This is a genomic window from Streptomyces sp. NPDC056296, from assembly GCF_042268605.1.
Classification (GTDB): Bacteria; Actinomycetota; Actinomycetes; order Streptomycetales; family Streptomycetaceae; genus Streptomyces.
In genome coordinates this window covers 29,836-50,576 of sequence record NZ_JBHJRX010000051.1, presented here as the reverse complement: position 1 = coordinate 50,576, position 20,741 = coordinate 29,836, and the positions used below count along the sequence as shown (strand labels likewise).

At 71.1% G+C, this 20,741-nt stretch carries 18 protein-coding genes and 2 pseudogenes; 14 read left to right on the top strand and 6 right to left on the bottom strand.

Translation table 11 applies throughout. The features are described 5' to 3' along the window. Positions 1 to 351: 351 nt before the first annotated feature. From pdhA to ACFCZF_RS31080, 4 genes are all read left to right on the top strand, one after another. Entirely contained in the window at positions 352 to 1,458 is a 1,107-nt protein-coding gene (gene pdhA / locus ACFCZF_RS31095) for a pyruvate dehydrogenase (acetyl-transferring) E1 component subunit alpha (RefSeq protein ID WP_376674453.1), read from the top strand. A 1-nt stretch (position 1,459) separates the two neighbouring features. Beyond that, the gene (locus ACFCZF_RS31090; protein WP_376674452.1) at positions 1,460 to 2,440 is read left to right on the top strand and encodes an alpha-ketoacid dehydrogenase subunit beta; all 981 of its coding nucleotides are present in this window, start codon (positions 1,460 to 1,462) and stop codon (positions 2,438 to 2,440) included. 30 nt (positions 2,441 to 2,470) lie between these two features. Next, the gene (locus ACFCZF_RS31085; protein WP_376674474.1) at positions 2,471 to 3,721 is read left to right on the top strand and encodes a dihydrolipoamide acetyltransferase family protein; all 1,251 of its coding nucleotides are present in this window, start codon (positions 2,471 to 2,473) and stop codon (positions 3,719 to 3,721) included. Between the two features lie 83 nt (positions 3,722 to 3,804). Continuing rightward, on the top strand, positions 3,805 to 4,398 hold the full coding sequence (locus ACFCZF_RS31080) for a TetR/AcrR family transcriptional regulator (RefSeq protein ID WP_376674451.1): 594 nt from the start codon (positions 3,805 to 3,807) through the stop codon (positions 4,396 to 4,398). Positions 4,399 to 4,412: 14 nt separating this feature from the next. On the opposite strand, the pseudogene leuA reads toward ACFCZF_RS31080, so the two are convergent. From leuA to ACFCZF_RS31050, 6 genes and pseudogenes are all read right to left on the bottom strand, one after another. After that, positions 4,413 to 6,131 (bottom strand): annotated as a pseudogene (leuA, locus tag ACFCZF_RS31075) (2-isopropylmalate synthase); the annotation flags it as partial. A 112-nt stretch (positions 6,132 to 6,243) separates the two neighbouring features. Further along, complete coding sequence (locus ACFCZF_RS31070; protein WP_361925905.1) at positions 6,244 to 6,495, bottom strand: phosphopantetheine-binding protein; 252 nt, start codon at positions 6,493 to 6,495, stop codon at positions 6,244 to 6,246. A gap of 95 nt (positions 6,496 to 6,590) precedes the next feature. Further along, positions 6,591 to 7,628: pseudogene (locus ACFCZF_RS31065) on the bottom strand (beta-ketoacyl-ACP synthase III); the annotation flags it as partial. Beyond that, the gene (locus ACFCZF_RS31060) at positions 7,625 to 8,671 is read right to left on the bottom strand and encodes a 3-oxoacyl-ACP synthase III family protein (RefSeq protein WP_376674450.1); all 1,047 of its coding nucleotides are present in this window, start codon (positions 8,669 to 8,671) and stop codon (positions 7,625 to 7,627) included. The gene ACFCZF_RS31060 and the pseudogene ACFCZF_RS31065, both read right to left, overlap by 4 nt. Positions 8,672 to 8,772: 101 nt before the next feature. Then, the gene (locus ACFCZF_RS31055) at positions 8,773 to 9,660 is read right to left on the bottom strand and encodes an arylamine N-acetyltransferase (protein WP_376674449.1); all 888 of its coding nucleotides are present in this window, start codon (positions 9,658 to 9,660) and stop codon (positions 8,773 to 8,775) included. Next, on the bottom strand, positions 9,657 to 10,868 hold the full coding sequence (locus ACFCZF_RS31050; protein WP_376674448.1) for an FAD-dependent monooxygenase: 1,212 nt from the start codon (positions 10,866 to 10,868) through the stop codon (positions 9,657 to 9,659). The genes ACFCZF_RS31055 and ACFCZF_RS31050 overlap by 4 nt, the downstream gene beginning before the upstream one ends. Positions 10,869 to 11,132: 264 nt before the next feature. Between ACFCZF_RS31050 and ACFCZF_RS31045 the strand changes: the two genes are divergently transcribed. The 10 genes from ACFCZF_RS31045 (at position 11,133) to fabG (ending at position 20,370) form a co-directional block, all read left to right on the top strand. Continuing rightward, positions 11,133 to 11,975, top strand: a complete 843-nt coding sequence (locus ACFCZF_RS31045) for a 2-amino-3,7-dideoxy-D-threo-hept-6-ulosonate synthase (protein WP_376674447.1) — start codon at positions 11,133 to 11,135, stop codon at positions 11,973 to 11,975. Beyond that, positions 11,972 to 13,108, top strand: coding sequence for a 3-dehydroquinate synthase II family protein (locus ACFCZF_RS31040; protein ID WP_376674446.1), 1,137 nt, complete (start codon positions 11,972 to 11,974; stop codon positions 13,106 to 13,108). The genes ACFCZF_RS31045 and ACFCZF_RS31040 overlap by 4 nt, the downstream gene beginning before the upstream one ends. Positions 13,109 to 13,276: 168 nt before the next feature. Then, positions 13,277 to 14,710, top strand: a complete 1,434-nt coding sequence (locus ACFCZF_RS31035; RefSeq protein ID WP_376674445.1) for a class I adenylate-forming enzyme family protein — start codon at positions 13,277 to 13,279, stop codon at positions 14,708 to 14,710. Then, positions 14,707 to 15,918: an enoyl-ACP reductase FabV gene (gene fabV / locus ACFCZF_RS31030; protein ID WP_376674444.1), complete on the top strand. Its 1,212-nt coding sequence runs from the start codon at positions 14,707 to 14,709 to the stop codon at positions 15,916 to 15,918. The genes ACFCZF_RS31035 and fabV overlap by 4 nt, the downstream gene beginning before the upstream one ends. Position 15,919: 1 nt before the next feature. Beyond that, positions 15,920 to 16,525: an acyl carrier protein gene (locus ACFCZF_RS31025; protein ID WP_376674443.1), complete on the top strand. Its 606-nt coding sequence runs from the start codon at positions 15,920 to 15,922 to the stop codon at positions 16,523 to 16,525. Beyond that, entirely contained in the window at positions 16,522 to 17,718 is a 1,197-nt protein-coding gene (locus tag ACFCZF_RS31020; protein ID WP_376674442.1) for a beta-ketoacyl-[acyl-carrier-protein] synthase family protein, read from the top strand. Before ACFCZF_RS31025 ends, ACFCZF_RS31020 begins: the two co-directional genes overlap by 4 nt. Next, positions 17,715 to 18,452, top strand: a complete 738-nt coding sequence (locus ACFCZF_RS31015) for a ketosynthase (protein ID WP_376674441.1) — start codon at positions 17,715 to 17,717, stop codon at positions 18,450 to 18,452. The genes ACFCZF_RS31020 and ACFCZF_RS31015 overlap by 4 nt, the downstream gene beginning before the upstream one ends. Before the next feature lie 49 nt (positions 18,453 to 18,501). Next, the gene (locus ACFCZF_RS31010; protein ID WP_376674440.1) at positions 18,502 to 19,014 is read left to right on the top strand and encodes a PaaI family thioesterase; all 513 of its coding nucleotides are present in this window, start codon (positions 18,502 to 18,504) and stop codon (positions 19,012 to 19,014) included. Next, positions 19,011 to 19,565 (top strand): flavin reductase family protein, encoded by a 555-nt coding sequence (locus ACFCZF_RS31005; RefSeq protein WP_376674439.1) that lies wholly within the window; start codon positions 19,011 to 19,013, stop codon positions 19,563 to 19,565. The genes ACFCZF_RS31010 and ACFCZF_RS31005 overlap by 4 nt, the downstream gene beginning before the upstream one ends. 100 nt (positions 19,566 to 19,665) lie before the next feature. Next, positions 19,666 to 20,370, top strand: coding sequence for a 3-oxoacyl-ACP reductase FabG (gene fabG, locus ACFCZF_RS31000; RefSeq protein ID WP_376674438.1), 705 nt, complete (start codon positions 19,666 to 19,668; stop codon positions 20,368 to 20,370). Positions 20,371 to 20,741 lie beyond the last annotated feature (371 nt).

The window sequence follows — 20,741 nt, the reverse complement described above, 5'->3', positions numbered from 1 at the left end:
AGGACACTCCCTTGATCGGCGTACCGGCTCGAAGTGCCCACTGTCACGGGTGCTCGGGCCCCCGGACAACGCCGTCCGGGCTGGCACATCGACGCCCCCGATGCCCCCGGGCGGTGACCGGGTGACCGGCCCGCTCGGGCGCGCCATCCAGGCCTCCCGCACCGGCGGGCCGCCTTGGTAGGCATGGCAGGGCGGCGATCCCGTGCCCGACAGGCCCGGCCGGCTCCCCTGCGGATCGCCACGAGCGACAGGCCGGCCGGGCCCTTCACGACCGACTGCGCGGACGGACGCGCCGGCCACCGGGAGCGCGCAGCGCACGAGTGGCGATCGACAGCCGAAGGAGCCAACGAGATGACAGCGCCGGCGTGCCCCGGGAGCGAACCGCGGGCCGTACAACTGCTCACCCCGTGGGGTGAGCGGATCGGGAACACGGAGTACGACGGGTTCACGGCCGATGTGACCGCCGCTGACCTGCGCGGCCTCTACCGCGACATGGTGCTCACCCGGCGCTTCGACGCCGAGGCCACCTCCCTGCAGCGCCAGGGCGAGCTGGGCCTGTGGCCATCGCTGCTCGGCCAGGAGGCCGCCCAGATCGGCTCCGGCCGCGCCCTGCGAGACGACGACTACGTCTTCACCACGTACCGCGAGCACGGCGTCGCCTGGTGCCGCGGCGTCGAACCGGCTGCGCTGATGGCCCAGTTCCGGGGCGTGGACCACGGCGGGTGGGACCCGAGCAGCAACAACTTTCACCTCTACACGATCGTCATCGGCTCCCAGACGCTGCACGCCACCGGCTACGCGATGGGAGTGGCCAAGGACGGAGCGGACTCGGCGGTCGCCGCCTACTTCGGTGACGGCGCGACCAGCCAGGGCGATGTCGCCGAGGCGTTTACGTTTGCAGCCGTTCACAACGCGCCGGTGGTGTTCTTCTGTCAGAACAACCAGTGGGCGATCTCGGAGCCGACGGAGAAGCAGACCCGGGTGCCGCTTTACCAGCGTGCGCAGGGCTATGGCTTCCCGGGTGTCCGGGTCGACGGCAACGACGTCCTGGCCTGCCTGGCCGTGACGAAGTGGGCGCTGGAGCGCGCCCGCGCCGGCGAGGGACCGACACTGGTCGAGGCGTACACGTACCGCATGGGCGCCCACACCACCTCCGACGACCCCACCCGCTACCGCGGCGACGAGGAACGTCAGGCCTGGGAGGCGAAGGACCCGATCCTGCGCCTTCGCGCCTATCTGGAGGCTTCAAACCACGCGGACGACGGATTCTTCGCGGAACTGGAGGCGGAGAGCGAGGCGTTGGGCAAACGAGTCCGCGAGGCGGTCCGTGCCATGCCGGACCCGGACCGGTTCGCCATCTTCGAGAACGTGTACGCGGACGGGCACGCGCTCGTCGACGAGGAGCGGGCCCAGTTCGCCGCCTACCAGGCGTCGTTCGCAAAGGCCGAGGGGGTCTGACATGGCAGCCGAAAAGATGGCGCTGGCCAAGGCGATCAACGAATCGCTGCGCCGCGCGCTGGAGTCGGACCCCAAGGTCCTGATCATGGGCGAGGACGTCGGCAAGCTCGGCGGTGTCTTCCGGGTGACGGACGGTTTGCAGAAGGACTTCGGCGAGAGCCGGGTCATCGACACCCCGCTGGCGGAGTCGGGCATCGTGGGGACGGCCATCGGTCTGGCCCTGCGTGGTTACCGGCCGGTGGTGGAGATCCAGTTCGACGGGTTCGTCTTTCCGGCGTACGACCAGATCGTCACGCAGCTGGCGAAGATGCACGCCCGCTCGCTGGGCAAGGTCAAGATGCCGGTGGTCATCCGCATCCCCTACGGTGGCGGCATCGGCGCCGTCGAGCACCACTCGGAGTCGCCAGAAGCCCTGTTCGCGCATGTGGCCGGTCTGAAGGTCGTCTCGCCGTCGAACGCGGCGGACGCCTACTGGATGATGCAGCAGGCCATCCAGAGCGACGACCCGGTGATCTTCTTCGAGCCGAAGCGGCGTTACTGGGACAAGGGCGAGGTCAACACCGAGACGATCCCGGGATCGCTGCACAAGGCTCGGGTCGTCCGTGAGGGCTCCGACCTCACCCTGGCCGCGTACGGGCCGATGGTGAAGCTGTGCCAGGAGGTCGCCGGTGCGGCGGCCGAGGAGGGCAAGTCCCTGGAGGTTGTGGACCTGCGTTCGGTGTCCCCGATCGACTTCGACTCCATCCAGGCGTCGGTGGAGAAGACCCGCCGCCTGGTCGTGGTCCACGAGGCGCCGGTGTTCTTCGGTTCGGGTGCGGAGATCGCCGCCCGGATCACGGAGCGCTGCTTCTACCACCTGGAGGCCCCGGTCCTGAGGGTCGGCGGCTACCACGCGCCGTATCCGCCGGCGCGTCTTGAGGAGGAGTACCTGCCGGACCTGGACCGGGTGCTGGACGCCGTCGACCGTGCTCTGGCGTACTGAGGGAGAAGACCTGTGATACGCGAGTTCAAGATGCCCGATCCCGGCGAGGGGCTGACCGAGGCCGAGATCCTCAAGTGGTACGTACAGCCGGGCGACACGGTCACCGACGGCCAGGTGGTGTGCGAGGTCGAGACCGCCAAGGCGGCCGTCGAACTGCCCAGCCCGTACGACGGAGTGGTCGACGAGCTCCGCTGCGGTGAAGGGGATGTCGTCGCTGTGGGCGTGCCGATCATCACGGTACGCACAACGGCGGCGGACACCCCCGTGATCGCGGAAGCGCCCGGCCGCCAGCCGGTGCTGGTCGGCTACGGCGTGGCCGCGTCCACCACCGAGCGCCGCCCGCGCAAGGGCAGCACTGCACCGGCTTCATGGTCCGACACGGTGCTCACAAGCGAGCCCCGGCCGCTGGCCAAGCCGCCGGTGCGCAAGCTGGCGAAGGACCTGGGCGTCGACCTGGCCACGGTGACGCCCACCGGCCCCGACGGCATCATCACCCGCGAGGACGTGCACGCCGCGGTGGCCCCCGCGGCCCCGGCCGGCCCGGTCGCCGCTCCTGCGCCGGTGCTCGCGTACGACACGGCCCGGGAGACCCGTATCCCCGTCAAGGGCGTCCGCAAGGCGACGGCCGCGGCGATGGTCGGCTCGGCGTTCACAGCGCCGCACGTGACCGAGTTCGTGACGGTCGACGTGACACGCACGATGAAGCTGGTCGAGGAGCTCAAGCAGGACACGGAGTTCGCGGGCCTGCGCGTGAACCCCCTGCTGCTGATCTCCAAGGCCCTGCTGGTGGCGATCAAGCGGAACCCGGACGTCAACGCGTCCTGGGACGAGGCCAACCAGGAGATCGTCCAGAAGCACTATGTGAACCTGGGCATCGCCGCGGCGACCCCGCGCGGTCTGATCGTCCCGAACATCGAGGACGCCCACGCCAAGACACTCCCACAGCTCGCGCAGGCACTCGGCGAGCTGGTGTCGACGGCACGCGACGGCAGAACCACCCCCGCCGCCATGCAGGGCGGCACGGTCACCATCACCAACGTCGGCGTCTTCGGCGTCGACACCGGCACCCCCCTCCTCAACCCCGGCGAGTCCGCGATCCTCGCCATCGGCGCGATCAAACCGCAGCCATGGGTCCACAAGGGCAAGGTGAGACCACGACAGGTCACCACACTGGCCCTCAGCTTCGACCACCGCCTGGTGGACGGCGAGCTGGGCTCCAAGGTCCTGGCCGACGTAGCCGCGATCCTGGAACAGCCCAAACGGCTCATCACCTGGGCGTGACGTGTCGGCCGCCCTGACCATCCAGCGATACACGACTCACGTTGCTTATTCAGCATCTGTCGTGCATCACCTATGCTGGTTCCATGCCGAACAAGCCGACCGCGACCGCCGAGCGCATGGACCCCCGCGTCCGGCGTACCCGCGCCCTTCTGCGTTCCGCGGCGCTGGAACTCGCCGCGGAACGCGACGTGGAAGCGCTGACCATCGCCGACATCGCCGAGCGGGCGACGGTGAACCGCGCGACGGTCTACCTGCACTACCGCGATCGTGACGCCCTCCTCCTCGACGCGATGGAGGAGGAAGTGGGCCGTCTGGCGCGTGCGGCGGCGCAGTGCCCACTGACCAGGGCAGCGGGGCGTGCCCCGAAAGAACTGGTGGCCCTCTTCCGCCACGTGGAAGCGAACGACACGCTCTACCAGCGGATGCTGGGCCCGAGCGGTGCCGCCCGCTTCATCAACCGGCTCCGTGAACTGCTGGCGCACGAGGTGGCCGTGCAGTTGAGCGGGTCGGACGCCGGTCTCCCGGCGGCCGACCCGTCACTCGAACTGCGTGCGCACTACCTGGCAGGGGCCTTCGTCGGCGTGTTCACCCACTGGGTGTCGATGCCCGACAGGCCGTCGGCAGCTCAGGCGGCCAGGGAAGTCTGGGCACTGTTGCGCGGGGCCTCCCGCACATAGCCGACAGCGTCACGACGGCAGGCCCGGTTGACGGCCGACACGACCGCCCCGAAGGACGCCCGGACGGCGTCCTCATCGATTCCGATGCCCCACAGGACCTTGCCGTCGATCGCGCACTCGATGTAGGAGGCGGCCTGCGCTGAGGCGCCCTCGCTCATCGTGTGCTCCTGGTAGTCCAGTAGGTGGGCGTTGACGCCGATGGACTGCAGGGCGTCGAAGAAGGCCGAGATCGGACCGTTGCCCGAGCCGGTCAAGGTCGTCTCCGTGCCGTCGACGGTGGCCTGCACGATGAGAGTGTCCACACCGTCGGTCCCGGACGTGGTCCGGCCGTTCTTGAGCCGGATACGGCCCCACGGGTTCTCGGGGTTGGGCAGGTACTCGTCCTGGAAGACGTCCCAGATGGCCGTCGGCGTGATCTCGCCGCCCTCGGCGTCCGTCTTGGCCTGGATCAGCTTGGAGAACTCGATCTGCATCCGGCGCGGCAGGTCCAGCTTGTGGTCGTTCTTCAGGACGTAGGCGATGCCGCCCTTGCCGGACTGCGAGTTGACGCGGATGACCGCCTCGTAGGAGCGGCCGACGTCCTTGGGGTCGATCGGCAGGTAGGGGACCGCCCACTCGATGTCGTCGACGGTGACGCCCTTGGCCTTCGCGTCGGCCTCCATGGCGTCGAAGCCCTTCTTGATGGCGTCCTGGTGGGAGCCGGAGAAGGACGTGTAGACCAGGTCGCCCACGTACGGGTGACGCGGGTGGACGCCCATCTGGTTGCAGTACTCCCACGTACGACGGATCTCGTCGATGTCGGAGAAGTCGATCTGCGGGTCGACGCCCTGGGAGAACAGGTTCATGCCCAGGGTGACCAGGTCGACGTTGCCGGTGCGCTCGCCCTGTCCGAACAGGCAGCCCTCGACGCGGTCGGCGCCGGCCATGACCGCCAGCTCGGCCGCCGCCACCGCCGTACCGCGGTCGTTGTGCGGGTGGACCGACAGGCAGACGTACTCGCGGCGGGACAGGTTGCGGCCCATCCACTCGAAGCGGTCCGCGTGGGTGGACGGCGTGGAACGCTCCACGGTGGCCGGCAGGTTGAGGATGATCTCGCGGCCGGGGCCGGGCTGGTAGGTGTCCATCACCGCCTCGCAGACCTCCAGGGCGAAGTCCAGCTCGGTGTCGGTGAAGATCTCGGGGCTGTACTGGTAGCCGAACTCCGTCTCCGGCCCCAGCAGCTTCTCCGCGTACTCCATCACCAGACGGGTGCCGTCGACCGCGATCTGCTTGATGTCGTCCCGCGAGCCGCGGAAGACGACCCGGCGGAAGACGGGGGCGGTGGCGTTGTACAGGTGGACGGTGGCCCGCTTGGCGCCCTGCAGGGACTCCACCGTGCGCTCGATCAGATCCTCGCGGGCCTGGGTCAGCACGGAGATCGTCACGTCGTCCGGGATGGCGCCCGGCTCCTCGATGATCGACCGTACGAAGTCGAAGTCGGTCTGCCCGGACGCGGGGAAACCGACCTCGATCTCCTTGTAGCCCATCTTGACCAGCAGGTCGAACATCGCGCGCTTGCGGGCGGGCGACATGGGGTCGATCAGCGCCTGGTTGCCGTCGCGCAGGTCGGTGGAGAGCCAGCGGGGGGCGGTGGTGACGCGCCGGTTCGGCCAGGTGCGGTCGGGGATGTCGACCTGCTCGTAACGGCCGTACTTGTGGATCGGCAGGGAACTGGGCTGCTGGCGGTTGGCCATGATGCTTCGGGCTCCTCAAGAGTTCCGGTACAGGCCGGCGGATGAACCGGGGAACGGACGGGCCGACCCGCGCACGACGCTGTGCGGTGGGCCGGCCCGTGGGGGTCCTTGGTCACACGGCCGCGGTGACGCGGCTCTCCAGGTAGTCGACCGCCGCGCGCACCGTCGTCAGGGCGTCGGCGTCCTCGTTGGGCACGTCCAGCCCGAACCTGCGCTGGACCAGGACGAACACCGAGACCACGGCCAGCGAGTCCAGCTCCAGGTCGTCGGTGAACGAGGCGTCGGGGGTGACCCTTTCGGCCGGCACCTCGGCGACCTCGTCGAGGATCTCCGTAAGGGTGCGGAAGACGTCGTCCCTGTTCATACTGCTGCTCCTTGGTTGTCGAACGGTGTGTGTGATGCCGGTTCGGCCGACCGCGACGCGGGAACGGCCGGCCGGGGTGGCTCGGGTGGGGCCGGAGGAAGCCGGACGACCTGCCCGGCGTAGACGAGACCGGTGCCGAAGGCGAGCAGCAGGGCGAGGCCGCCCGGCTCCGCGTCACCGTCGGCGAGCATGCGGTGCACGGCGGTGGGGATGGACGCCGCCGAGGAGTTTCCGTAGTCGACGATGGTGCGGGCTACCGCGACGTGTTCCGGTAGCGCCAGGCCCTTCACCAATTCCTCGGTGATGCGGAGGTTGGCCTGATGAGGGACGAAGGCAGCGAGGTCCTGGACGCCCACGCCCGCCTGCTCCAGCGCCCGCTGGGCCACCGAGCCCATCTCGTACGCGGCCCACTTGAAGACTTCGCGTCCTTCCATGGCGATCACCGGCCAGGGTGCGTCCCTCGCGTCGCGCAGTGACGCCCATGAGGTGCTCTGCCGGATCGTGTCCTTGTGGAAACCGTCGGATCCCCATACGACGGGCCCGATGCCCGGTTCGTCGGACGGGCCCACCACGAACGCGCCCGCCCCGTCGCTGAAGAGGAAGGCAGTCGTCCGGTCCTCCGGATCGAGCTGCTCCGAGAGCCGTTCGACACCGATCACGAGAACGTGCCGGGCACTGCCCGCGCCGACGAGGTCGGCGGCGAGCGAAAGCCCGTAGCAGAAACCGGCACATCCCGCGGTGATGTCGAACGCCCCGGGCGCCAGGGTGCCGAGGCGGTGCGCCACGGCGACGGCGAGCGAAGGAAACTGCCGCAGGTGGGAGACGGTGGACACGATCACGCAGTCGATCTGCTCGGGCGTCAGCCCCGAGTTCGCCACGGCCTGGGCCGCCGCGGAGACCGCCATCTCCTCGACGGTCTCCTCCTCCGTGGCCCAGTAGCGGGTCCGGATGCCGGAGCGGCTGCGGATCCACTCGTCGGAGCTGTCGATCCGCTCGCACAGCATGGCGTTGCTGACCAGCCGCGACGGTACATAGGTGCCGACTCCGAGGATGGCCGCGGGCGTTCCGTGTGACCGCCGGGCGATGCCGACGCCGCTCCCCTCGGGCGCCAGGGGGGTGCCGGGGCCCGTCATGCCGCCCCCACCGCCCCGGCGAACTCCGCGGAGGACGGGTCCGGTGTGCCGAAGTCCCCCTCGCCGCACCAGCGCACCAGGGTGGCCCCCATGCTCACCCCGGACCCGAAGGCGGCCAGCACGACGAGATCCCCGGGGGAGATCCTGCCGTTGTCGAGCGCGTCGCGCAGCACCAGAGGGACGCTGGCGCCCGAGGTGTTGCCGTACTTCTGGACGTTCGTCACCGTCCGGTCCTGGGGCACGCCCAACGCGTCCACGATGCCGTGGACGATGTACAGATTGGCCTGGTGCAGGGCGAAGAGGTCCACGTCGGACGGAGTGAGCCCGTTGCCGGCCAGCAACTCCTCGATGAAGCCGGGCACCTCGCCCACGGCGAACTCCCGCACCGCAGGGCCGGACAGCTGGGCGAAGTTGTCACCGAACGCGCTCTGCCGGGTCCGGCCGTCCCGGGCGCGGCGTTCCTCCCGCGCCACCCACACCGCCCGGTACCGCGTCGGGTCGCTGCGCAGCAACGTGGGACCGATCCCGGTGCCCGGGGCGCACGGCTCCAGCAGGTAGCACGCCGCGCCGTCGCCGAAGATGACGGCGGGGCCGACGTCCTTCCAGTCCAGTGTCTTGGTGCTGACGTCGGCCATCACCACCGCGACCCGGCGGTAGGCGCCCGAGGCGACGTATTTGGCGCCCACGTCCAGCGCGAACACACTGCCGGGGCAGGCACCGCTGTTGACGTCGAAGCCGGTCGCGCCGGTCGCGCCGGCCTTGTCGATGACGAGCATCGCCGTGGGCGGCGCCATGTTGTCGGGGGTGTACGTGCCGCAGATCACCAGGTCCACGTCGGCGGGCGTGATCCCGGCACGGTCACAGACGTCCCGCAGGGCCCGGGCGCCGAGATCGGAGGTCCACTCGTCGTCGGCCGCCACGCGACGGGTCTCGACGCCGATGTTCTCCCGTATCCAGTCGTCCCGGGTGATGAGAATCTCTTCCAGGTCGACGTTGCTGAGGACTTTCTCGGGAAGGTAGGCGCCCACGGCGCGGATTCCCACGCCGTGGAATTTCTCTTGCCGTTGGTCGGCAGTTCGCATCATGCAGTTCCTGTCTGTTTTCCAGCGAGCCCGTTCATGCGGAACCCCACAGCGGGAATTGATCAGCCGATTCCGGGAAGAGGCGCACGGCGGTTCTTGCGGGTGCTTTCCCACAACCGCACAGCTCTTTCCACAAGCTGCTCTTCATGGCCGTAGAACACCGCGGAAATGGCCTTTTCGGCCTCCGCTGCGGTGGCGAGATATTCGACGTGTTCCCGGCCGTGTTCGGCGCGGACGAAGTTCTCCCGCATCAAAATCAGCTTGCCGTTCGGCACCACCCTGGAGCACAGCAGGCTGCCCGTGAGGGGGGAATCGGCGGCATCCATGTGGTAGTCGACGATCCACTCGTAGTCGGCGAGCTCCAGTGGCCGAGAGGTGAAGCGGTAGACCGGCACCCAGCCGCCGTCCGGCGTGCGGCGCACCACGACGCGGTGCCCGTCGGCGGTGTCCACCCGGTACGTCCAGCCGGACTGGGTGTGCTCGCCGCCGTCGGCGCGCAGGGGTTCCAGGATCGTCAGCATCAGGAAGCTGACGTCGACGACCCACTCGGCCCCCTCCGCCTCCACCAGGAGCAGCAGGTGGTCCCAGCGTGGAGCCCACTGGCCGTTGACGCGCCAGGCCTGAGCCGCCACCAGCCGCACCCCGAACCCGGCGTCGCGCAGAAAGCGGCCCAGCAGCGGGGTGCTCTCCAGGCACGTCCCGCCCTCCTGGCGGAGCACCACCTTGTCGAAGACACCGGGAAGATCCAGCGCGGGCCGCCGTCCGTCCAGGGCGTCGAGCATCTCGTACGGCACGACCCTCAGATGGGCCCGCACCAGGGATCTCAGGCAGTCGACGGACGGTTCCAGCGGCTGGTCGTGGCCGAGCCGCCGCAGATACGCGTCAGTCGGCAGCCCCGCGCCGAACGTGCGGCGGGACGTCCCCGACGGAGCCGTGAGCGGCGAGGTCACCCCAGCACCCCTTCCAGGACGCCGGCCCACAGCGGACGCAGCTCGGGCTGTCCCAGCACCATGGGCAGGAAGTCCGGCAGCGCGTCACCGTGCTCCGTGGCCTGTTCACCGGGGAGCGGGGCGAGCGTGGTGCGCTGCATCTCCTGGAAGTCCTCGACGAAGGGCACGCGCAGGCTCAGCACCTCCTGAAGGAATCGTGTCGAACCGCTGTCGGCCGCGGCCCGAAGGATGCCTTCGGCCGCCCATGCCGCGTCCTGCAGAGAGGTGTTGAGCCCCTGCCCGCCGAACGCGTGCATCGCGTGTGCGCTGTCTCCGATGAGCAGGACGTTGCCGTCCAGCCAGCGGTCGGGGCGCACCATGTGGTGCTGGACCTGGCGGTGCGGCACCTCGTCCCAGCCGCGTGCGGCCACCTGCGGCGCGAAGACGGCCGCCAGCTCGGGAGCCGCCTCGACGAGCCTCCCGGCCAGCTCGGCGAACGGGGCCGCGAGGGCGGCGTCGACCTGCTGCTCCCGGGTGATCCACACGACGATGAGCCGGTCCCCGGGGTACGGCATGGACAGCACGTAGGCATCGTCCGTGAAGTGCATGGTGATGCGGGCGCCCCAGCCGGGCGGGGCGGGCACCAGGAAGTCCAGGTATCCCTTGTCGTACGGGAAGACGTGGGTGGGGATCTCGGCGAGGCCGCGCACGGTGGAGAACTTGCCGTCGGAGCCGACGACGAAGTCCGGCCGCAGCAGATGCGTGCCGTCGGCGTCCCGGAAGACCAGCTCGCGCCGCGCGCCTTCACCGCCCATCAGCTCCGTCACTTCGGCGCCCAGCCGTAGCTCCACGCCGGGCAGTTCGCCGATGGCCGCCAGCAGCGCACCCCGCAGAGCGGTGACCGGCACGGTGAGCGCGTAGGGCAGGGGCACATCGGGCAGGTCGCTGTAGGCGTACCGGGCGACCTGCCGCCCCCGCACGCTGACCTCGCCGCTGCTGATCTCGCCGGCGCCTGCCCGGACCTCGTCCAGGAGACCGGCGCGCTCCAGGACGCGCAGGGTGACGGGCTGCAGCACCGGCGCGCCCGCCTGCCGGGTCAGGTCGATCCGAGGGCTGCGCTCCAGCACGGTGACGCGATGGCCGGCACGGCCGAGGAGCAGGGCGAGCAGCAGTCCGGCGGGGCCCGCCCCCACCACACATGCCGTCGAGCTCGGTGGATGGTCCGACATTCGTCTTCTCCTTGGGCTGACAGGAACGAGAATTCCCGCTGAATCGGCGGAGGGTGCGCATGGAATCGCGCATCGGATCCTTCCGGGCGACCGGCACGGGCCGACAGACCCGGCCGCCCTGACCGAATGGCGCACCCTGGCCCCCTCGAACGGTGCACCCGCCCAACGGAATTCCGGCGCCCGGGTCGGGCAGGGTATTCGGGCCTTGGCGCCGCCGACGCGACGGGTGATCGTTGGGGCGTCGTCGAGGAAATGAGGTCCTGAATGTCACGCTGGCCCCCCGGAAAACATCTGAGATTGAGCAGGCTCGGACCGCAGGACGGGCGTTATCTCTTCGTTCCGCTGGACCATTCGCTGGCGGACGGTCCGATCGCCGACGAACAGCGCTTCCAGCAACTGGTCCACGAAGTGGTGGCCGGCGGCGCGGACGCCGTCGTCGTACACAAGGGACGGGCACGGGGTATCGACCCGCGGTCGCTGCGGGGCAGCGCTCTCGTGGTCCATCTCAGCGGCAGCACGCCACACGCCCGGGACGCCGATGCGAAGGTGCTCGTCGGCTCCGTGGAGGACGCGATCCGGCTCGGTGCCGATGCCGTCAGCGTCCATGTGAACGTGGGATCGGACACCGAGGCCGAGCAACTGGCCGATCTCGGCACCGTGGCGAGCGCCTGCGAGCGCTGGGGCATGCCCCTGTTGGCCATGGTGTACCCGCGGGGTCCGCGGATCTCGGATCCGCATGACCCCACGACCCTGGCCCATGTCGTCAACATCGCCGCCGACCTGGGCGCGGACCTGGTGAAGACGACCTGGTCGGCCCCCTTCGGCGCGATGGCCGACGTGGTGGCCAGCAGCCCGATCCCGGTCCTCGTCGCCGGCGGCCCTCCGGGCAGCGGCGAACTGACGGACTACGCCCGTGCCGCGCTGGAGGCCGGTTGCAGCGGCCTCGCCGTCGGACGCCGCGTCTTCCAGCACACCGACCCCCGCAGGGCGGTCCAGGAACTGGCGGCCGTCGTGCACTGCCCGCCCGGCGACCCGAACCGGGTCCTGACCGAAATCTCTTCTTTTCCCGCCTCCTCTCCCTCTCACGCATTGGCAGGTTCCCGGTGAAGTTTGGATGGATTGACCTCCGCGGCGTCCCCGCCGAGCACTACGACGCGGTCGTCGAGGCCGCGATCCACGCGAAGATCGAGGGCATCGTCGCCGACGAGCCCGGCCGCCTGGCCGCGCTGCCCCCCACCGTCAAGCGCGTACTGCTGCCGTCGCAGCAGCTCTCCCCGTCGGCCGTGGCGGCTCCCGCCGAGGACGCCCCGGCCACGCCGGACGTACTCCTCACCCGGCTCACGCACTCGGACGACCTCGACCGGCTGCGGCTCGACGTCGCCGGTACCGGCCATGAGCCGGCCGCGTTCGTGGACGTCGTCGACGACCCCACGCTCAAGCTCGCCTGCTCCGCGGCGCGGGAACTGCCGTACACGGTGGTGCAGTTCCAGGACCCGACCAAGATCCCGCTGGAGATCGTGATCGCCGCCGCGGACAAGACGCCCGGCCAGCTCATCTGCCAGGCGAACGACCTCGAAGAGGCCGGCATCATCCTCGATGTGCTGGAGAAGGGCTCCGAGGGCGTCATGTTCGCGCCCCAGGACGCCAACGAGGTCTTCGGCTTCGCCGAGCTGCTGCGCGTGCAGACCCCGGACCTGGACCTCACCACGCTCACGGTGGAGTCCATCGAGCACAACGGTCTCGGCGACCGGGTCTGCGTCGACACCTCGACCCACTTCGCGGAGGACGAGGGCATCCTGGTCGGCTCGTACGCCCACGGCTTCGTCCTGTGCGTCAGCGAGACGCACCCGCTGCCCTACATGCCGACCCGCCCGTTCCGCGTCAACGCCGGTGCCCTGCACTCGTACACCCTGGGCCTGGACAACCGGACCAACTACCTCAGCGAGCTGAAGGCCGGCTCGCCGATCCTGGCCGTGGGCGCCGACGGCCGTACTCGCCGTGTCGTGGTGGGCCGGATCAAGCTGGAGTCCCGCCCCCTGCTGACCATCAAGGCGGTCGCCGAGGACGGCACCGAGGTCAGCCTCACCGTCCAGGACGACTGGCACGTCCGGGTGCTGGGCCCCGGCGCCGCGGTGCTCAACGTCACCGAGCTGAAGCAGGGCGACAAACTCCTCGGCTACGTGTCCACCGAGAAGCGGCACGTCGGATGGCCGGTCAAGGAGTACTGCGTCGAGAAGTGACGCACCGTCAACCACCGGGTTCCGATCCCCCGCGGAGCCCGGTCACCGAGACCGGCCGTGCCCCGAAGCGGCTCCCCCACCCGGGGAACGCCGCGCCGCCCGGGCCCAAGAGGCCCAGGCGTGGGCACGGCCGGTCCGTCCCCCCGACTCGCCGTTGGAGGTATCCCCGTGACTGTTTCCCAGCCCGTGTCGATCCCCTGGTGGGGAGCCGAGTTGCTGGGCAGTCGGCCGGACCACGACATCTGGGCCCGCACCTGCCGTGACGTGACCTGGGCCGAGCTGAGAAGCCAGGTGACGCGGAGCATCGACATCTTCGCCGCGCACGGTATAGGCCCGGGCAGCTCCGTGGCCCTGCGTCTGCCGCCCAGCCTCACCGGCATCTGGTCGCTCCTGGCCCTGTGGTCGCTGGGCGCCCAGGTCCAGCTCCTCGACCACCGGCTCAAGCCCGCCGAGGTGCGGCGCGTTCTCGACCTGTGCCGGCCGCGGTACTACGCCCACACCACCGACGAGACCGCCACACAGTTCCAGGACGAGTGCGAGGTGTACGTCGAGTGGCGGCGCGACGGAACCCCGGCCCGCACTGACCACTGCCTGGTGCAGTTCAGCTCCGGCTCGACGGGCCGGCCGAAGGTCATCGGGCGTTCCGCCGCGGCCCTGCGCGGCGAGCTCGACGCGTTCTCGCGCATCCCCGGGATGCCGCGCCGGGGCGAGCGTGTGCTGCTGCTCAGCTCCACCGTGCATTCGCTGGGTCTCATCGGCGGTGTGCTCCACGCCATGAGCGTCGGCGCCACCCTCGTCTTCACCTCCCATCTCCAGCCGCCGTCCCTCGCGGCGACGCTCGCGGAGGAGGACATCGACGCGGTCTTCGGCGTCCCCTTCCACTACGACCTGCTCGGCCGGGTGCCCGACCCGCCGGCGGCGCCCCGGCTCCGTCTCGCCGTCAGCGGCGGCGAACGGCTCCGTGAGGACGTGCACCGAAGGTTCGAGGAGCGCTACGGCCTGCGCATCGGCCAGGCCTACGGGATGACCGAGACCGGCATCGTCGCCACCGACCTCACCGGGGAGTTCGCACCGCCCGTCGTCGGCAGGGTGGCGCCCGGGGTGCACACCCGGGTCCGGCGCGGTGAGCTGTGGGTGCGGCTCGACCGGTCGCCGTACCTCCAGGACGAGGGCACCGAACGCTACGTGGACGGCTGGCTCAACTCCAAGGACCTCGCCCACTACTGCGAGGCCGACGGCACCCTGCGGATCATGGGCCGCTCGGACTCGCTCGTGGCAGTCGGCGGGCTCAAGGTCGACCTGATGGAGATCGAGCACGAACTGGCGCTGCACCCCTGCGTCCGTGAGGTCGTGGTCGTTCACGCGGAGGGCGGCATCGAGGCGCACGTCGGGGCCCCCGAGGGCCCCACGGTCTCCGACCTGATGGCCTTCGCCCGCGAACGGCTCAGCAACTTCAAGATCCCGCGGCGCATCCACGTCGTGCCGGCCCTCCCGCGCACCGCCAACGGCAAGCTGCTGCGTTCCGCGAAACTGCTGCGCTCCGCGCAGGGCACGGCGGCGAGCAGCCCGGCCGCGGCAGGTTCGACGGGAGGTTCCCCGTGATCATCGAGCCGGTGCGGCGCGGCGCCACGTGGGCCACCGCGCACCCCGACGGCCGCAGCCTCCTCGTCCGCCGCACCATCGACGCCGTCCGCGCCCGCGGCAGCCGACCCGGACCCCGCGCCGTCCTCGTCATCGGCGCCTCGTCCGGACTCGGCCTGGCGACCCGTCTCGCCGCGGCCTTCGGACATGGGGCCGCCACCGTCGGCGTCTGTCTGGAACGGCCGGGCGCCCCCAATCGGCCCGGCACCGCCGGCTGGTACAACGCCGCGGCCACGCAGCGTGAACTGGCCGCGGCCGGGCTGTACGGCCGGCTGGTCGTCGGCGACGCGTTCGCCGACGAGGTGAAGGAGCGCACCGCCCGGCTCGTCGCCGGGGAACTCGGTGGCGTCGACCTGGTCGTGCACAGCGTCGCGGCGCCGCGCAGGACCGACCCGGTCACCGGCCGGGTGCACCGTTCGGTCATCAAGACCACCGGCGAGCCCTTCACGGAGAAGGCGTTCGACGCCTCGTCCGGGTCCGTCCGCCACCACACCACGCCGGCGGCCACCCCGCAGGAGATCGACGACACGGTCCGTGTCATGGGCGGCGCGGACTGGGAACGCTGGATCGACGTCCTCGAACAGCACGGCGCGCTCCGCGCCGGCGCCCGCACCGTGGCCTTCAGCTACGTCGGTAACTCCTGGCTCGCTCCCACCTACCGTGACGGCACCCTGGGCCGGGCGAAACAGCACCTGGAGTCCACGGCCCGCGCCCTGCACCAGCGCATGGCGGCCCACGGCGGCGCCGCACACGCGGCCGTCATGCGCGCCCTGGTGACCCCCGCCAGCCAGGCCATGCCGGTGCAGGCGCTCTACACCCTGCTGCTGCACCGCGTCACCCGCGAAGCCGGCCTGCTGGAGACCACCGACGACCAGGCACGCAGATTGCTGGAGCACCTTTACCCGGGGGCGCGCGCCATCGTCGATGCCGAGGGCCGTATCCGGCTGGACGACATCGAGATGCGCGGCGACGTGCAGGAGGAGATCCGGCGCCGCTGGGACAAGGTCCACGACGCGGCGACCCTGGCGGAGCTGGGCGACCTGGAGGCGTACCTCACCACCACCCGGCAGCTGCACGGCTTCGGCGTCGACGGCGTGGACTACGCGGCGGCGACGGACCCGGTCCATGCCCTACCCGATGCCCTGATGATCCCTGACCCGAGGAACTGACGTGACGACCGTAGACACCCACCGCATCACCGACTTCGTGCTCGGCGTGATCCGGGACATGCTCAACATGCCCCTGCCGCCGACGATCTCACCGGCCACCCCCCTGGGCGCCGACGGCCTCGAACTGGAGTCGCTGTCGTTCGTCGAGCTCACGGTCCACGTCGAGCGCGAGTACGGCATTCAGGTCGATGACGAGACGGTCGACGGGTTCGCCCACACGACCCTCGGGGAACTGGTCGCCGGCATCCGGGCCCGCATCGCGGACGAGGCCCCGGCCGGCGGCCCGTCCGCGGCCTCGCCCGAGCCGGAGTCGTTCGGGCCGGAGTCGCCCGGCCTGCTCGATGTGAAGCGGCTGCTGGCGCTCAGCCAGATCATCCCCGCCGCGGACCCTGACGACATCGCCGACGACGCAGACGTCGTCCTCGACTCGCTCACCGTGGTGTGGTTCCTCTACCAGCTGAAAGAACAGCACGGCATCGAGCTGGAGATCGACCACGCCCAGGCCGCCGACATCACCTCGGTCGGCGCGCTCCACGACTTCCTGCGTGCCCAAGTCGGCCTTCTCGCGGGAGCGGGAGAACCGCGGGGGGAGGTCGTCGGATCGTGACCACCGCACCCGACGACGCCCTCGTCACCGGGTACGGCGTCCTGACCGCGCACGGTTTCGGCGAGGAGGCGCTGCGCACAGGCGTCTTCGCGGGCCGCCCGGCGTTCCGCCGAGTCGAGCGCTTCGACACCGGCCCGTTCCGGGGACGGTATGCCGCCGTCCCCGCAACCGCCCCGCTGCCCGGCGTCGGCCCCGAACAGACCCCGAGTCAGCGCGAAGCCCTCGTCGCCTGCGGGCGAGCCGCGCTCGACATGGCCGGGCTGGCCGGGCACCCGAACGTCGACGTGCTCGTCGGCACCCAGGGGGACCATCGCGAGGTGACCACGTTCTGGTCCGGGCGGCAGCACGGCGCCGACGACGGCGTCGACCAGCGTGTGGTGGAGAGCCTGCCCGCGGCGCTGCCCGGGCTCGTCGCGTCCGACCTCGGTGTCACCGGCCGACGCCTGGCGTTCGTCAACGCCTGCGTCGCCTCGGCCAACGCGCTGATCCACGGCGCGCGGCTGATCCGCTCGGGCCGTGCCGACACCGTGCTGTGCGCGGGGGCGTATCTGGTGGAGCGCGAGTTCTTCGCCAAGTTCGACTCGGGCCGGGCCTTCGCCACCGACGGCCAGGTCCGTCCGTTCTCCGCCGACCGCACAGGCCTGCTGCTGGGCGACGGTGTCGCCGCACTGGTCCTGGAGTCGGCATCCCGGGTCCGTACCCGTGGTGGGGAACCGCTCGCCCGGATCGGCGGATGGGGCATCGCCTCCGACGCGCACCACGTCTGCCAGCCGCACCCGGAGGGGCGGGGCCTGTCCACGGCCATGACGACCGCGATCCGGCACGCGGGCGCGGCACCCGAGGAGATCGGCTACGTCAACGCCCACGGCACCGGAACCAAGATCAACGACAGTGCCGAGACGGCCGCCCTGCACCGGACCTTCGGGACGGCGGCCCGCACCGTGCCGGTCAGCTCCACCAAGAGCACCACGGGTCACATGCTGGAGGGTTCGGGCGCCGTCGAGGCCGCGATCAGCCTGTACGCCCTGCGTCACGGGATCCTCCCGCCCACGGCCGGACACACCGCCGCGGACCCCGCGTGCGACCTGGACTGGATACCCGACGAACCGCGGACGGCCGACGTACGCCGCGTGCTCACCGCCAACGCGGCCTTCGGCGGCGTCAACACCGCGATCGTGCTGGAGCGCCCATGACCACCCCGACCGCATCCGAGAACCTGCGCGCACCGGCCCTCGTGGTGGGGGCCGCGGCCGTTCCGCGGCCCGTGGGTGAGGACGGCCCACCGGCCGTTCCCGGCTTCATCGAGTCCCGTTTCAACCCGCTGGTCCGTGCGGCGGTGGATCGCTGCCTGGCCGATGCGGCACCCGCCGGGCCGGCGCGGTTCGCCGACCGTACCGCCGTCCTGCTCGTGACCCTGTTCGGCGACGCCACCACCACTGATCTGGCGGGTCAACGGCTCCAGGAGGGCCGGGCACACAACCCGCTGCTCTTCTACCAGTCGGTGCCGACGTCCATCCTCGGCTACGTCAGCCGTGAACACGGCCTGCGCGGCGCTCTCACCTGTCTGTCGGTCGACGCCGCCTCGATGCCCGAGGCCTTCGAGACGGCCGAACTGATGCTCGCCGACGAAGAGGTGGACCAACTGCTGCTCGTCGGTGTCGAGCTGGTGGCCACGCAGCGCACAGCCGCCGTCCGGCGTCACCTGCCGTCGGCCGACCGGAACCCTCCCGAGCACGACGCGGCGGTGGCCCTGCTGCTGCGCCGGGCCGAGCCGGGTCCGGCACCGGACACAGCGGTGACCGTCGATCTGCGCGCGGCGGCGGACGCGGGCGCACCGGCATCGGCCGGCATCGGGCGGCTGCACGGACTCGGTTCGCTGTGGGCTACCGCGCAGGCTGCACGCGGCGCGTTCACACAGGCGCCCTGAAACGGGCCCGGACCAGCACCTCTTCCCCCTCCACCCAACGGAGACACGTATGGAGAACCACTCCGCACCGGCGGCCGGCACATCGGCGGTCATGTCACCGCCCGGACCGCCGGACAGTGCCGCCGAGCCGCCCCGCACCATCCTGTCCATCCCGCCCGACCTCCACGACGACCAGCTGATCGTCCGCATGGGTATCGAGGTCGTCTCCTGGGACCCGGAACGCCTCGTGGCGACCATGCCGGTCAAGGGCAACCAGCAGCCCTTCGGCTGGCTCCACGGTGGAGCCAACGCGGTCCTGGCCGAGACCCTCGGATCGATCGCGGCTGCCCTCCATGTGGCGCCGCACGGTGCGGTGGTCGGTCTTGAGGTGTCCTGCACCCATCACCGCCCCGCCCGGGGCGGTCCGGTCACCGGAGTCTGCACGCCCCTGCACCAAGGAGACCGCGTCGCGACGTACGCCGTGTCCGTCACCGACGACAAAGGACGCCTGACCTGCACCGCGCGGGTCAGCTGCCTCGTGCACAAGCGGGGCGGCGCCGGCCGCGCAGGGAGCCGTACATGACCATCAGCGCAGCCATGGCCGCCGGTGGCGGCGCACCCCCCGCGCAGTTGCGTCCCGACGGCGCCACCTACCGCCGGGCGATGGGCCTGATGCCGACCGGCGTCACGGTCATCACGTGCGGCAGCGGTGACCGCACCGAGGCGCTCACCGCCAGCTCGGTGACATCGGTGTCCCTCGATCCACTCCTGCTGCTCATCAGCATCGGCGCACACGGCCGGATGCGGCAGCGGATCGACGAGCACGGGGCCTTCACCGTCAACGTGCTGGCGAGCGGCCAGGAGGACCTCTCGGCCGTCTTCGCCGCACACGACCGCCCCGGTGGTCCGGCCGCGCAGCAGATCCTCGGCACCCGCGTCGGCCGCACGGGCAACGTCCTGGTGTCCGGAGCTCTGCTCTCGGTCGACTGCCGGGTCGAGCACCGGTATCCGGGCGGCGACCACGTCATCGTCCTCGGCCGCGTGGAGGCGCTGCACACCCGGGGCGATCCCGCGGCTCCGCTGGTGTACCACCGCGGCGGCTACGCGACCCTCGCCCAGGAGGTGGCCGTCTGATGCGCGAGGCGATCCCGGGCGCCGGAGCCGTCCCTGTCCTGTTCCCGCGGCCGGCCTGTCGCCGCGGCATACCGAACCGCGCGAAAGACGGTGGTACCACATGACCCGTTCGATCCTCGTCACCGGCGGCAACCGTGGCATAGGACTCGCCGTCGCGCGGGCGTTCGCCGAGCAGGGCGACCGGGTCGCCGTCACGCACCGGGGCAGCGGTGTGCCCGACGGCCTGCTCGGCCTCACCTGTGATGTGCGGGACCCGGACCAGATCGACAAGGCCGTCACCGCCGCGGAGGAAGCCCATGGCCCGCTGGACGCCGTGGTCGCCAACGCGGGCGTCACGGACGACCGGCTGATCCTGCGCATGTCCGACGACGACTTCGGCCGGGTGCTGGACACCAACCTCGGCGGTGCTTTCCGCGTCGCCCGGCGGGCCGCCGAAACCATGGTCGGGCGCCGGCGCGGCCGCCTGGTGTTCGTCTCGTCCGTCGCCGGTCTGCGCGGCTCGGCCGGGCAGGCGAACTACGCGGCCAGCAAGTCGGGCCTGGTGGGGCTCGCCCGGTCGCTCGCCCGGGAACTGGGGCCGCGCGGCATCACCGCGAACGTGGTGGCCCCCGGACTCGTCGACACCGACATGACGGAGGCGCTGTCCGCGCGGCAACGCGACCGCATCCTGCAGGACGTCCCGCTGGGCCGCAGTGCCCGACCGTCGGAGGTGGCCTCCGCAGTGCTGTGGCTCGCCTCGGAGCAGGCGGGTTACGTCACCGGCGCGGTGCTGCCGGTCGACGGGGGCCTCGGCATGGGCCACTAGGCCTCTGCTGGAAACCTCATCGTCGAAGGAGCGTGCGCACATGGCAGAACAGACATCGTGGCACCGGCCCGGCCCCGACTCACCCGTCTCGGACGGGAGACTCTGCTGGTGGGCGGCGCTGACCTCGCTCCCCCTCGATGTCCTCCCGGGCCTCGCGGGCTGTGAGGACGACCCGGCGGAGCGCCACATCGTCCGCAGCGTCGACCGACCTCCCAGGTCGACCGCCCTGCCGGCCGCGGCCGGTACCGGGGGGGGGGGGGGAGGGGGGGTGCGTGGGGCTGGTGGTGGGGCTGCCACGGGCGGGGGCAGCGGGGTGGGCACGAAGGGGGGCCCCATTGGCCGGCCCCCCGCCCGGGCGGACGGCCGTAGGG

Excerpts from the sequence above, each read along its gene's own strand:
- ACFCZF_RS31005 (WP_376674439.1), top strand. The coding sequence starts at position 19,011 with ATGACCATCAGCGCAGCCATGGCCGCCGGTGGCGGCGCACCCCCCGCG.
- fabG (WP_376674438.1), top strand. The coding sequence starts at position 19,666 with ATGACCCGTTCGATCCTCGTCACCGGCGGCAACCGTGGCATAGGACTC.
- ACFCZF_RS31085 (WP_376674474.1), top strand. The coding sequence starts at position 2,471 with ATGCCCGATCCCGGCGAGGGGCTGACCGAGGCCGAGATCCTCAAGTGG.
- pdhA (WP_376674453.1), top strand. The coding sequence starts at position 352 with ATGACAGCGCCGGCGTGCCCCGGGAGCGAACCGCGGGCCGTACAACTG.
- ACFCZF_RS31015 (WP_376674441.1), top strand. The coding sequence starts at position 17,715 with ATGACCACCCCGACCGCATCCGAGAACCTGCGCGCACCGGCCCTCGTG.
- ACFCZF_RS31070 (WP_361925905.1), bottom strand. The coding sequence starts at position 6,495 with ATGAACAGGGACGACGTCTTCCGCACCCTTACGGAGATCCTCGACGAG.
- ACFCZF_RS31045 (WP_376674447.1), top strand. The coding sequence starts at position 11,133 with ATGTCACGCTGGCCCCCCGGAAAACATCTGAGATTGAGCAGGCTCGGA.
- ACFCZF_RS31050 (WP_376674448.1), bottom strand. The coding sequence starts at position 10,868 with ATGTCGGACCATCCACCGAGCTCGACGGCATGTGTGGTGGGGGCGGGC.
- ACFCZF_RS31080 (WP_376674451.1), top strand. The coding sequence starts at position 3,805 with ATGCCGAACAAGCCGACCGCGACCGCCGAGCGCATGGACCCCCGCGTC.
- ACFCZF_RS31090 (WP_376674452.1), top strand. The coding sequence starts at position 1,460 with ATGGCAGCCGAAAAGATGGCGCTGGCCAAGGCGATCAACGAATCGCTG.
- ACFCZF_RS31010 (WP_376674440.1), top strand. The coding sequence starts at position 18,502 with ATGGAGAACCACTCCGCACCGGCGGCCGGCACATCGGCGGTCATGTCA.